This window comes from Actinomadura sp. (genome assembly GCF_044508335.1).
In the GTDB taxonomy this organism is placed as follows: domain Bacteria; phylum Actinomycetota; class Actinomycetes; order Streptosporangiales; family Streptosporangiaceae; genus Spirillospora.
This window is the reverse complement of record NZ_JBIQHY010000065.1, coordinates 23,653-35,539: the sequence shown is the minus strand read 5'-3', so window position 1 is coordinate 35,539 and position 11,887 is coordinate 23,653. Positions and strand designations below refer to the sequence as shown.

Below are 11,887 nucleotides of genomic sequence, written 5' to 3'. Positions count from 1 at the left end.
ACTGTCTTCTCACAGCACGGTCAATCCCGAATCAATGTCCTCAACCAGCCGGAGGGGGCTTGGTGGACGACGTGGGGTATCGGCGACCCTTACACGCGAGAGGCAGAGCTCAAAACCCTGAAGGAGTACGACCCCAGTCTCAACATCCTCGGCCGTATCTCCCAGCAGAAGGACCTCACTGCGGCCAGAACCCTTGCAGCTGGCCATCTCGATGACGCGTTCACGGTCAAGGACGCGGACAAGGCGAACCCCATGATATGGCTCAGTCGCGGCAACGGAGAAACCTACGCCTCGTTGCTGGTGGCACCGGACTGGCCGGACGGAGGCGCCGTCGCCGGGTCGGTGATCAGGCTCGCCACCACGCCGCAGAAAGGGCACGAGGAAGAAGCGGCAATCAATGCCGGCGAGATCATGAAGACCGTGGCATGGTGGAATGACAAGGGTCGCGAAAAGGTCGATAAGCTCCTCAAGAAAGACAGTCTCCCCGACTGGTGGCCTTGGGGCGACATCCTCCCCCGAACGGATCAGGCACCCAAAGGCACGGGCCACAGCAAGCACTACACCCTCGAACTCGGCCCCGGTCTCACCTCTGGCCTGATGGCGATGACACGCATGTATATCCCGGCGCTAGCCCAAGCCAACCGGACCGCGAGCGGAACCGGGTTGCCCACCAGAGATCCGGTGACGGGACGCACATTCGTCGAGATCGGTGGCGAGGAAGCGCAGCAATTCCTGCGCACCTTCGCGGCGGACGACAAGGCTTGGGCACAGATTGCAGTCGACACTGAGGCGTACCGTCAGCTGCTCTTCGCCTGGGGAATCCGCAACCACAATCTCAACGACGCGATCGTGCGCGCCGGGTACCTGGAAGGCACCCTCATAGCCGCTTACGGGAAGGAACGCATAACTCGCGAAGAACTCACCAAGAAGCAGTACGAAGAGGCGCAGAAGCACCTCGGACTGCTTCGCGACGTCGCCGGGTCGTTTCTGGGCGCCTCCCCGGCCGCCGCGACTCCGGGAGTGACCGATGCCTACGCCATCGGCACCAGCTTGGCGCTGGATCGCGTCTCATACACGGACTTTGATAAGAAGGTCCAGGAGATACAAGGCACGTATTCCACATACTCGGACCAACTCTACAAAGATCTGGCCGTTGGCTTGTACCTGGCCAAGGGTTCCCATACCGGTGACTCAAAGATGAACACTTTGCTTCTGATGGCGCAGATTGCCGGATATCAGCATCCGGAACTCATCAAGGCAGTCGAAAAGTACGACTTCGCGTCGCCGGGATCGCCGGAGAAACGCAGCGGATTCGCCGTCATCGCCGAAGTTCAGAACAACGTCAACCACAACAATGCACCCAGGCAGTAGTGGTCTATCGAGTGTGCGGTACACCGGCTAGCTGACGCGGCGGCCGGACCCGGTACACCCGGCCGCATGTTTGGTCCGCCACGACGAAGTCCCCATTGTTCATTCTGCTCGTGCCGACTGGATCTGACGAAGCGAGGACACCCATCGAGCCATCGAACCCCTCGCACCGCCGGCGTTTCCCGTAGGTCAAGAGCTCCAGCTTCCCGTTCTGGCGCACAAGCCCAGGACGCGGGTCGGGTTCCGCCGCGGACGTTCCTCCTAGCAGGAGCGTTGACCCGTCATCGAGCGGGAGGGCCGCCGACCACTCCGGGAGGCCATGGGACAACATGCGAATCCTGATACCTCGCGCTCGGCCGTCACCGATTTGCAGGAGCCCGGAGCGCGCCAGGATGAGGAGACCGTTGGACCCGACCGCCACCGCACTGGCGGGCCGCAGGTCGGCGCCCTTCGTCAGGTTGCCCAGAACCTCGCCGTACCCGGTCGGATTCCACTCCCTGATCTTGTCTGGACCCGCCACCTCGTAGAGCCGACCGGCGCGCGAGACGATGACCGGCACGCCGTCTCCACGGATTACCAACCTTGAGTCCGCCCAGGTTTCGCGCAGTCCTTCCCGCTTCCGCGCGTCCAGCGGATCCCCGGAGGGATCGAGCACCTCGATCTCGTGTCCCCGCCCAGTGTTAAGCATCTCCGTCTCGGCGAGACTGGTAAGGGACATCTTTGAGAGCCGCACCCCTTTGTAGGACGACATGATCCAGAGCGTCTCGCGAGTGAGACCGAGCTGGTCACCCGGGTTCTTGGGGTGGAACACAGTCAAAGTGCCATCCGGCTCGATCCGCTCAACGGGCTTGTCGCTGCCGCTGACCACACGGAGATAGATCGCTCCGCTGGCGGAGTCCACAGCAAGGCCGCCTTCGGACTGGGCACTCGATCTGATCGCGTACTCACCGTCGCGTGGAGGGTCGTAGTTCTCCGGGGAGCCGGCGATCACGACGACCTGGCCGGGGCGGGTGGGCGCCGGGGTTGGGTTGAAGGACGGGGTTTGGTCGGTGCAGGCGCTCAGGGCCGCCAAGAGGACTACTGGCGGGATGACCCTCGTGTAACGCACCTGTCGATGATGCCAGGCGAGGGCACCCTGTGGGTGCGTTCGGGGAGGGGCTACGGCGCGGTGGGTCGGATTTCGTACAGCCTGCGGCAGGTGGTGTCGGCGGCGACCGTCGCGCCATTGGGGCGGACGGTCAGTCCTACGAGGTTGGCGCCTGGCCGGGGGCTCGTGGGGGTTGTTCGTTCGCCATTGCATGAGCGGGGCCAATGAACTTTGAGACGGCTCACCCGGCCGTCTGGACCCACTCTGATGAGGATGGAGGCGGCCGGCGGGTTCGCCCGTGCCGCGAGTACGAGCGCGCCGTCGGCGGTCTTCCCGCCGCCCGCCCAGGAGATTCCGAACCCGGGGCGTTCCGGATAGTCGATCGGGGTCCCCTTCGCACGCCCTTGGACGGGGATGGTGACGACCCCGGCGATGGTGAGGACGGTGAGCCCGGTGCCGTCGGCGATCAGGTCGTCCACGTCCCGGGTGAAGACATCGGTCTTGTGTCCCCGTCGGATGAGGTCATTGAAGGTTCCCGCATAACCCGGGGGGCGCCACCGCCGGATCTTGCCCGGTGAAGGGACCTTGAAGAGTTCCCCTGATCGTAAGGCGACCACCGGTATCCCATCGGTCCCGATGGCCACGGCGGATGGGTGATGCTCGCCCGTCAGCCATCTCTCCCGTTCGCGCCGCTGCGTTTTGGCGGACATTGGATCGCCGTGTTCGTCGATCAGTGTCGGGCCGTCCCGCCGGCTCCTCACGAGGAGATCGCGGACTTCCTCGGTTCCGGCCATCGAGTACCTGGTGAGCGAGGGTTCCGGTCCGGTCGCCAGTATCCACAGTTTCCCGGCGCCTACGATCAGCTTGTCCGCGCGGTGCCATTCGACTGGCGTCCCGATGAGGCTCAATCGGCCGTCTGCGCTGATCCGGGCGATGCGCACTGAGCTGCCGTCCTCGCCGTTTTGCCGGACCGGAAGGTACAGCGTGCCGTCCGGTGCCGTCGCAAGGGTGCCTGCGGGGGCGATCGGCGAGCGCAGTGCCCACTGCCCCGCCATGGCCGGGCCCATCTTCCCGTTGCCAGCGATGGCTACGGCTTGGCCAGGGCTGGGGTGGGGGGCCGGGTTGAAGGACGGGGTGTGGGCTGTGCAGGCGAGCAGGGTCGCCAGGAGGGCTACTGGCGGGATGACCCTCGTGTAACGCACCTGTCGATGATGCCAGGGCGGCGCGCGGTTGGGTCAGTGGGCGTGGGGTGGGGTAGGGATCACGGTGGCGGGACTTGCATCGCAGGGTGTGATGTCTGCCACGATGGCATTGCGGCTTTTGTCCCTTACCGGGGCCGATGGCCGTTGACATTGGCCGGCTGCGCGGCGATCCCGTGACTCCGGCCCCGAACGAGGAGTGTCATCGATGACGATCGACTCCGTGCGCGGCGCGCCCGACACCCCCGAGCATGCCGAGCCCGAGCTCGTGCAGCTGCTGACCCCCGAGGGGGAACGCGTCGAGCACCCCGACTATCCCCTGGACCTCAGTGCCGAGGAAGTGCGCGATCTGTATCGCGACCTGGTGATCGTGCGGCGGATCGACCTGGAGGCCGTGGCGCTCACCCGGCAGGGCGAGCTGGGCCTGTGGGCTTCGCTGCTGGGCCAGGAGGCCGCCCAGATCGGATCTGGGCGGGCGCTGTCCGAACACGACATGGTCTTCCCGACGTACCGGGAGCATGGCGTCGCCTGGTGCCGGGACGTCGAGCCGCTCAAGCTGCTCGGCCTGTTCCGGGGCGTCAACCACGGCGGCTGGGATCCGGCGGAGCACGGCTTCCACCTGTACACGATCGTGATCGGCAGCCAGACGCTGCACGCGACCGGGTACGCGATGGGCATCCAGCGGGACGGGGTGCTGGGCACGCCGTCGGCCGGGGCCACGATCGCGTACTTCGGGGACGGGGCGACCTCGCAGGGCGACGTGAACGAGTCGTTCGTGTTCGCCTCCGTCTTCAACGCGCCGATCGTGTTCTTCTGCCAGAACAACCAGTACGCCATCTCCGAGCCGCTGGAGAAGCAGACGAGGATCCCGCTCTACAAGCGGGCGCAGGGGTTCGGCTTCCCCGGCCTGCGCGTGGACGGGAACGACGTCTTCGCCTGCCTCGCCGTGACCAGGAAGGCGCTGGAGAACGCCCGGACGGGGCAGGGGCCGACGCTGGTGGAGGCCTACACCTACCGGATGGGCGCCCACACGACGACCGACGACCCCACGCGGTACCGGCTGAAGGCCGAAGAGGAGGCGTGGAAGCTCAAGGACCCGATCGAGCGCGTCAAGGCGTACCTGGTGCGGAACGACCTGGCGGACGCGGGGTTCTTCGAGAAGGTCGAGGACGAGGCCAAGCAGCTGGCGAAGGAGCTGCGCGAGGGCTGCCGGGCGATGCCCGATCCGAAGCCGCTGTCGATGTTCGAGCACGTGTACGCCGAGCGGCATCCGCTGATGACCGAGGAGCAGGAGCAGTTCGCCGCCTACCTGGCGTCGTTCGAGGAGGAGGCGAAATGACCACCCTGACCCTCGGCAAAGCGCTGAACGAGGGCCTGCGCAAGGCCATGGAGAACGACCCGAAGGTCCTCGTGATGGGCGAGGACGTCGGGAAGCTCGGCGGGGTCTTCCGGATCACGGACGGCCTGCAGAAGGACTTCGGGGAGGAGCGGGTCATCGACACGCCGCTCGCCGAGTCCGGGATCATCGGGACGGCGATCGGGCTGGCGCTCCGCGGCTACCGGCCGGTGTGCGAGATCCAGTTCGACGGGTTCGTGTTCCCGGCCGCCGACCAGATCATCACGCAGCTCGCGAAGATGCGGATGCGGTCGCTGGGCGCGCTGTCGCTGCCGGTCGTCGTCCGGATCCCGTGCGGCGGCGGCATCGGCGCGGTGGAGCACCATTCGGAGTCGCCCGAGGCGTACTTCACGCACACCGCGGGGCTGCGCGTGGTGACGTGCTCCAACCCGGTGGACGCGTTCTCGATGATCCAGCAGTCGATCGCGTCCCCCGACCCGGTGATCTTCTTCGAGCCGAAGCGCCGGTACTGGGACAAGGCGGAGGTCGAGGTCGACGGCACGGACTGGACGCCGCTGCACGAGGCGCGGGTCGTCCAGCCGGGCGAGCACGTGACAGTGCTGGCGTACGGGCCGTCGGTGAAGACGTGCCTGGAGGCGGCCGCGGCGGCCGCCTCGGAGGGGCGGTCGCTGGAGGTCATCGACCTGCGGTCACTCAACCCGCTCGACATCGGCACGGTGACGGAGTCGGTGAACCGGACGGGCCGGTGCGTGGTCGTGCACGAGGCGCCGGTGTTCAGCGGGTTCGGCGCCGAGCTGGCCGCGCGGATCACCGAGCGGTGCTTCTACCGGCTGGAGGCGCCGGTGCTGCGCGTCGGCGGGTTCTCCACCCCGTACCCGCCGTCCCGCGTGGAGGACGACTACCTGCCCGACCTCGACCGCATCCTCGACGCGGTCGACCGGACTTTCGGATGGTGACCATGATCATCGACACGGCCGAGCGGAACCGGTGGTGCCGGTGAGCGAGCCGAGACTGTTCAAGCTGCCGGACGTGGGTGAGGGCCTGACGGAGGCCGAGATCGTCAAGTGGCACGTCCAGCCCGGCGACACCGTCGAGGACGGCCAGACCATCGTCGAGATCGAGACGGCGAAGGCGATCGTGGAGCTGCCGTGCCCGTTCGACGGCGTGGTGGCGGAGCTGCTGGTCGGCGAGGGCGAGACCGTGGACGTCGGGGTGCCGATCATCTCGGTGGACCCGGGCGGCGACGGCGCGGCGGCGACGCCGGTGTCCGAGCCGCCGGCGCAGACGGCCGCGCCGCGCGAGGAGGGCGTGCCGACGGCGAACGAGCCGGGCATCGTCACGCCGGAGGAGCCGCCGAAACGGCAGCCGGTGCTGGTCGGGTACGGGGTCAAGGAGGGGGCGACCAAGCGGCGCCCGCGCAAGGCGGCGAACGGCGCCGCGCAGGCCGTGAAGCCGGCGCAGCCGCCGGTGCGGCCTCCGGCGGCTCCGCCGGTGCAACCGCCCGCGCCTCGTCCGCAGCCTGTGGGCAACGGGCTGCCGCTGGCGAAGCCGCCCGTCCGGAAGATGGCGAAGGACCTCGGCGTCGACCTCGCCACGATCACGGGTTCGGGCCCCATGGGCTCGATCACGCGGGAGGACGTCCTCGCCGCGCAGGCCGCGTCCCAGCAGCCGGCGCCCGTCCAGGCGGGCCCGCGTGAGGAGCGCATCCCGGTCAAGGGTGTGCGCAAGGCCACCGCTGCGGCGATGTCCGGTTCGGCGTTCACCGCTCCGCACGTGACGGAGTTCCTCCAGGTGGACGTCACGCGCACCATGGAGACCGTCAAGCGGCTCCGGGAGCTGCCCGAGTTCGAGGGCGTGAAGGTGTCGCCGCTGCTGCTGGTGGCGCGCGCGCTGCTCACGGCCGTCCGGCGGAACCCGATGGTGAACGCCACCTGGGTGGACGGCCCGAACGGCGCGGAGATCGTCGTCAAGCGCTACGTGAACCTGGGCATAGCCGCGGCCACCGACCGCGGCCTCATCGTGCCCAAGGTGAAGGACGCGCAGGACCTCGACCTGCCCGGCCTGGCGCGCGCGCTGAACGCACTGACGGAGAAGGCGCGCGCGGGCAAGGCGACCCCGGCCGACCTGTCCGACGGGACGATCTCCATCACCAACGTCGGCGTGTTCGGCGTGGACAGCGGGACCCCGATCCTGACCCCCGGCGAGGCCGCGATCCTGGCGTTCGGCCAGATCCGGGACATGCCGTGGGTCCACGAGGGCGAACTGGCGATCCGCAAGGTCACCACGCTCGCCCTGTCGTTCGACCACCGCATCGTGGACGGCGAGCTGGGCTCCCGCGTCCTGCGCGACGTCGGCGACATGCTGGAGGACCCCATCCGCATGCTGGCCTGGGGCTGACGCGTTCCAATCCGTGGGGCCGGCGCCGCGCCGGCCCCACGGGCGTTTCAGCGGGGCGGGTTGTCGCCGTCGTACATGCGCTCGTCCCGCCGCGGGCCGGAGCTGGGGCCGGGGCCGCGCTGCCGCGACATCATCAGCAGCTGCAGGGCGAACGTCGCGCCGCCGACAATGATCAGGATGACTCCGACGACGTGGATGTCCACGGGGTCCGTCATCGCGTCCGGCTGGATCGCGAACTTGAGTATCAGTCCGATCGTGATCAGAAACACACTGACGCCGACACCCATTGCGATGACCTCCGCCGGACGATCCAATGCCGTGCTCTTTACCTATCCGTCCGGCTCGTCCGCCACACGTCGCCGCGCCGGGCTACGAGACGGGGACCTTGTCGACTTTCCCGAAGGGGCCGGCGTTGAAGGTCACCGACGTGACGTTGCCGGGCGGGGCGGGCAGGTAGACGAACCCGCGGTCGGGCTTGCCGACGGCGGTCAAGAAGGTGGCGCGACCAGGGTCGACATAGGGGCTGCCGGTGCCGCCGGGCCGTGCGGGGCCGACGCGGACGGCGCGGTAGACGTCCTTGCCGCCCGGTGTCTGGATGGAGAACGACCCGAACACGGCTCCCGGATAGTTGGGGTCCGGGTAGGACGCGTCAGGCGGAGTGGTGCCCGGCCCCTCGTTCACGATGTCGAACACCGCGACGATGTAGGCGCCGTCCCGGTAGAAGGGTTTGACCTCCAGGCGCCTCTTGTCCGCACCGAAGCTCGCAGTGCGGGTCGCGACGGTCTTGCCGTCCTCCGGGCGGAAGGAGGCCGGTGAGGTGTTCCCGCGCGCGCTTGCCTTCACCTGGTAGGAGATCTCGACGCGGTCGTTGCGGGCGGCGTCCTTGGCGACGGGCTCGGCGTCGCCCTTGCCTGTCGCCGTGTAGGTGAAGCCGTCGCCCAGCCGCGCCTTCAACTCCTTCATGACGGCGTCGGCCCGCTCCTTGGAGAGCTCCGTGTCGTCGCCGCTGGTGTGGCCTTCCACCGTCAGCGCGCCCGTGGCCTTCGCCTTCATCTGCTGCGACGCCTCGTCCAGGACGGCTTTCGCACGGCTCGACAGCTTCGCCGAGTCACCGTCGAACAGCACGTCGGCGTGCAGGCTGACAGTGCCCTCCGACTGGCTGGACGTCACGACTTTCGTCTCGCCCTCAACGATGTCGTACAGGTCCACGGGATTGGGCCCCGTACTAGAGGAGGGAGACGGCGACGGCGTGACTGGGGTGAACCGCCCGAACGGCTCGGCTCCCACGGACGGCGTCGACGAGGTCGGCGCGGATGACGGCGTCGTGGGGGTGCTGGACGCGCTCGGGCTGGACGACGCCGCGTCCGTCACCGGGATGCCGGTGAACTCGCCGGCCGTCCCGGGCGTGATCGCCGTGACCTTCTGGACGCCCGCCGGGATCGGCGGGTACTCGGCGGCCATCTCCCGCGTCGTGCTGGGCGCGATGTCCGAGCCGCTGGTCGCCCCCGTCGGCTTGTAGAGCTTGCGCCCGACGGGGTCGATCAGCGCGATGCCGGACGGGACGGACTTCGTCGAGGAGTCCATCGACGTCACGCTGTACCGCAGCACCGTCTTGCCCGCCTGCCGCTGCACGCTCTTGACGTCCAGCCTCGCGTGCAAGCCGTCGGCGCCCCCGAACCAGCCCTCCTTGGAGAACGTCCCGCCGCTCTGCGCCGCGGGGCTCGGGATGCCGGCCCCGGCGGTGACGGTCGGCGGGGCGACCTTCTCGGCCTTGCCGCTGTCGGCGCAACCGGCGGCCAGGAGCAGGGCGACAATCGAGACGGCGAGGGGCGAAACGCGCATCGGCCATCCGTCGGGGGGAGCGGGCGAGGGACGCGGCCGATCCTAGTGAACACCACCAACCCCCGCCATACACCCGCCCCCAGCCCGCACCGCCCCGCACACCACGCCCATCAGCCAGCCTGAGAATCGGTGGGGACGGCGGTCGCGCGGACGTGATCCAGGATGTGCTGGATGGACGTCACCTCACTATCGGTGAACAGGTCTTCCGGTCCGCGCGGGGCCAGCCCGGTGAACGGCGGCCTGTAGAGGGCACCGACGTCCACAACGCCGTTCTTGGCCAGGAAGCCGATGAGGAGCTGGAGGAAGTCGAGCTGCGCGGCCGAGAGCTTCTTCCCCGCCTGGAACTGGTCGAAAGCGGCGGTCGCGGCCTCGTACTCCAGGCCCGTGATCGAGCGCAGGAACAGGCCGAGGTCGCCGTACTCCTCCCTGACCTGGTCGATGTCGTCGCGGGTGCCGAATCCGGAGGCGATGAAGACGTCCTCGAAATGGTGGATGTCGAGGGTGGTGAGCTGGCGGTTGCGCAGTAGCTTCTGCACGGCGAGTTCGTGTTCGTGGCTGCGCAGGTAGGTGCGGACCTTCGTCTCGAAGCGGGTCCGGTTGGTGCCGAGGGAGACGCCCTTGAGTTCCGCCTCGGTGAGTTCGCCCAGCTCGTCCTGGAAGTCGGTGTAGAGGACGCCCTTCTTCGTCTTCTGGATGAGTTTGGCGAGGCCGCGGATGCGGCGGCGCATCAGTTCCAGCATCGGCAGGGAGACGTCCTGCCACCACTCGTCAAGGGTGAGGTCGGACAGCAGTTCCCGGTGCTCGGCCACGACGGGGTTGTTCAGCGTGGTCGGGTCGAGGAGCGCTTCGGCGATCTGCTGGACCTGGTCGCGCAGCGTGTCGTACGCGGGGTCGCCGTTGAGGACGGCGAGCTGGAGCCGGAGGGCGAGCAGGTCGAACCGTTTGGCCTCCTCGCTGTTCTCGTCCTCGCGGAACTCGGTGGGCAGGCCCGCCAGGTTCTCGGTGATCTCCTCGCGCTTCTCGGCGGTGATCCGCTGCCAGCTCGCGGGGTCCTGGTAGCGCTCGACCTCCGCCAGGCGGCGGCGGACCTCGATGTTCTGCGGGTTCATGCCCGAGACCTCCTCTTGGAGGCGGGCGGCGAGATCCCGGCGGAGTCCGGTCTCGGTCTGCGTCCCGTCCGATTCCGGGGCCGGCTCCGGGGGAAGGTCCTGCCGGTCCAGGCTGTAGAGGAGGTCGGTCCGTTCCCGGAACAGGCGCTCGCTGAGGGACGGCTGGACGCGGCCCTCGGCCGTGGCGATGTCCTGGTTGAAGAATTCGACGTTGCGGCACAGGTCGAAGACGAACCCTGACATGCCGGTCATCTCTACACGGTTGCAGCTCTTCTTTGATTCGAGACGCCTTTCGCCCTACAGCCTCGCTAAAGCCGTGTCGTCCAGCGTCCCGCCACCTAGGCAGAATGTTGGGCTAGAGACTCTTGAGAGAATGAACAAAAGATCGAAAATCGCTGTGACTGAGGATGAGCTTGTGGCCGCCGGAGTCCTTGCTGTCGCGAATTGCAACCAACTCGTCATTGGATGCCACCTCAATACAAGCATCACCTGACTCGTTGCTACGGGAAGCCTTCCTCCAGACAGCCGCATTCAGGTCCATCTTTCTTCGACAACCTTTCTGATCAGGGCTCTCGTGTCAGATGCATTCAACGCTTCAGCTTGAAGCGTCGCCATTGTTTCGTTCACTAGAGCTACTTCATTGGGAGAGGTAGAGGTCTCACCTCCGTAAGCCTTCGCCGTGTAGACGACCTGCCGCTGATCCGGCAGGGTGGCGATCACAAAGGTGGCCCAAACGTTCCGAATGTATTTGATCGGCGCGATCTGTATGTTTATTTTCTCTCGATAAGACAGCTCGATGAGGTGCTCGAGTTGCTTCCTCATCACCTCCTTACTGCCTACTTCGCGATAGAGCACGCCCTCGTCCATGACGACCGTCACCGCCGGTGCAGGATCGCGGTCAAGTATCTCCTGACGGCGCATCCTGTTCTTTACGGCATCTTCATCGTTCAGCAGGACTCGCGCATAGTCCTCTATTTGGAACAGGCCGTGGACGACTCTCTCCTCGTAAGCGCGGAGCATACTGGCCGACTGCTCAGCCTTTGGGAAGTTGGCAAAGAACTCGGGGTACTTGTCGGACTTGATCGATTCTAGTAGCTCGTCCCACGTTTCGGCGAGGGTCGTACCGGACTTGAGCGCACGGTCGAGACGCAGAGCAGTCTCCCGGCGGCAACGCGTCCGGCCGCACTCGATCTGCGTGATGTAACTGCGGGTCACGTTCACCAGGTCAGCGAGTCGCTGCTGGTTGAGCCCTGCGGCCTTGCGAAGGCGGCGCACCTCAGCACCGAAGCTCTGAAACTCGGGCTTGATCCTCTGCATCATCACGCCCCTTCCGATCCACGGCACTAAGCGCGGCACCAGATGTGAGTGTTTTGGTACTTCTCTGCGGGTGCCCAGGAATCTTACGCCGCGCCATGGCTTCATGGTGTTCGTTCGATAACACAGGGTGATAGCGGCGGGTACTTCCGGTTTGGCGGGTTGGCCCGGTTCGAGATCAGCCTTCGTCATGGCTGGAGGGTTCACCGATGCC

11 protein-coding genes are annotated in these 11,887 nt (G+C 67.0%); 4 read left to right on the top strand and 7 right to left on the bottom strand.

Annotated features, from left to right (window positions below; translation table 11 throughout):
- Positions 1-1,371: hypothetical protein (locus ACIWVC_RS21425; protein ID WP_396454468.1), on the top strand; the 1,371-nt coding region annotated here is incomplete at its 5' end.
- Between the two features lie 4 nt (positions 1,372-1,375).
- Here the strand turns inward: ACIWVC_RS21425 and ACIWVC_RS21420 are convergent.
- Together ACIWVC_RS21420 and ACIWVC_RS21415 are read right to left on the bottom strand one after the other, a co-directional pair.
- On the bottom strand, positions 1,376-2,476 hold the full coding sequence (locus ACIWVC_RS21420; RefSeq protein ID WP_396445456.1) for a hypothetical protein: 1,101 nt from the start codon (positions 2,474-2,476) through the stop codon (positions 1,376-1,378).
- A 50-nt stretch (positions 2,477-2,526) separates the two neighbouring features.
- Positions 2,527-3,510 (bottom strand): hypothetical protein, encoded by a 984-nt coding sequence (locus tag ACIWVC_RS21415; protein ID WP_396454467.1) that lies wholly within the window; start codon positions 3,508-3,510, stop codon positions 2,527-2,529.
- Between the two features lie 352 nt (positions 3,511-3,862).
- Here ACIWVC_RS21415 and pdhA point away from each other — a divergent pair, with 352 nt between their 5' ends.
- Genes pdhA through ACIWVC_RS21400 form a run of 3 tightly spaced genes read left to right on the top strand, consistent with a single transcriptional unit; the run spans position 3,863 to position 7,408 of the window.
- Positions 3,863-4,993 (top strand): pyruvate dehydrogenase (acetyl-transferring) E1 component subunit alpha, encoded by a 1,131-nt coding sequence (gene pdhA, locus ACIWVC_RS21410; RefSeq protein ID WP_396448885.1) that lies wholly within the window; start codon positions 3,863-3,865, stop codon positions 4,991-4,993.
- On the top strand, positions 4,990-5,967 hold the full coding sequence (locus tag ACIWVC_RS21405) for an alpha-ketoacid dehydrogenase subunit beta (protein ID WP_396448886.1): 978 nt from the start codon (positions 4,990-4,992) through the stop codon (positions 5,965-5,967). Before pdhA ends, ACIWVC_RS21405 begins: the two co-directional genes overlap by 4 nt.
- Before the next feature lie 34 nt (positions 5,968-6,001).
- Positions 6,002-7,408 (top strand): dihydrolipoamide acetyltransferase family protein, encoded by a 1,407-nt coding sequence (locus tag ACIWVC_RS21400; protein ID WP_396448887.1) that lies wholly within the window; start codon positions 6,002-6,004, stop codon positions 7,406-7,408.
- A 47-nt stretch (positions 7,409-7,455) separates the two neighbouring features.
- Here ACIWVC_RS21400 and ACIWVC_RS21395 read toward each other — a convergent pair whose 3' ends face one another.
- From ACIWVC_RS21395 to ACIWVC_RS21375, 5 genes are all read right to left on the bottom strand, one after another.
- Positions 7,456-7,695 carry a DUF6458 family protein gene (locus ACIWVC_RS21395; protein ID WP_396448888.1) on the bottom strand — a complete coding sequence of 80 codons (240 nt, stop codon included), beginning with the start codon at positions 7,693-7,695 and terminating at the stop codon, positions 7,456-7,458.
- 82 nt (positions 7,696-7,777) lie between these two features.
- Complete coding sequence (locus ACIWVC_RS21390) at positions 7,778-9,250, bottom strand: OmpA family protein (RefSeq protein WP_396448889.1); 1,473 nt, start codon at positions 9,248-9,250, stop codon at positions 7,778-7,780.
- A 110-nt stretch (positions 9,251-9,360) separates the two neighbouring features.
- Positions 9,361-10,611 carry a type I restriction-modification enzyme R subunit C-terminal domain-containing protein gene (locus tag ACIWVC_RS21385; RefSeq protein ID WP_396448890.1) on the bottom strand — a complete coding sequence of 417 codons (1,251 nt, stop codon included), beginning with the start codon at positions 10,609-10,611 and terminating at the stop codon, positions 9,361-9,363.
- 103 nt (positions 10,612-10,714) lie between these two features.
- Positions 10,715-10,900 (bottom strand): DUF397 domain-containing protein, encoded by a 186-nt coding sequence (locus ACIWVC_RS21380; protein ID WP_396448891.1) that lies wholly within the window; start codon positions 10,898-10,900, stop codon positions 10,715-10,717.
- Positions 10,891-11,887 (bottom strand): helix-turn-helix domain-containing protein (locus ACIWVC_RS21375; RefSeq protein WP_396448892.1); only part of this gene is annotated, 997 nt, incomplete at its 5' end. The genes ACIWVC_RS21375 and ACIWVC_RS21380, both read right to left, overlap by 10 nt.

Excerpts from the sequence above, each read along its gene's own strand:
- ACIWVC_RS21415 (WP_396454467.1), bottom strand. The coding sequence starts at position 3,510 with ATGGCGGGGCAGTGGGCACTGCGCTCGCCGATCGCCCCCGCAGGCACC.
- pdhA (WP_396448885.1), top strand. The coding sequence starts at position 3,863 with ATGACGATCGACTCCGTGCGCGGCGCGCCCGACACCCCCGAGCATGCC.
- ACIWVC_RS21405 (WP_396448886.1), top strand. The coding sequence starts at position 4,990 with ATGACCACCCTGACCCTCGGCAAAGCGCTGAACGAGGGCCTGCGCAAG.
- ACIWVC_RS21395 (WP_396448888.1), bottom strand. The coding sequence starts at position 7,695 with ATGGGTGTCGGCGTCAGTGTGTTTCTGATCACGATCGGACTGATACTC.
- ACIWVC_RS21390 (WP_396448889.1), bottom strand. The coding sequence starts at position 9,250 with ATGCGCGTTTCGCCCCTCGCCGTCTCGATTGTCGCCCTGCTCCTGGCC.
- ACIWVC_RS21385 (WP_396448890.1), bottom strand. The coding sequence starts at position 10,611 with ATGACCGGCATGTCAGGGTTCGTCTTCGACCTGTGCCGCAACGTCGAA.
- ACIWVC_RS21380 (WP_396448891.1), bottom strand. The coding sequence starts at position 10,900 with ATGGACCTGAATGCGGCTGTCTGGAGGAAGGCTTCCCGTAGCAACGAG.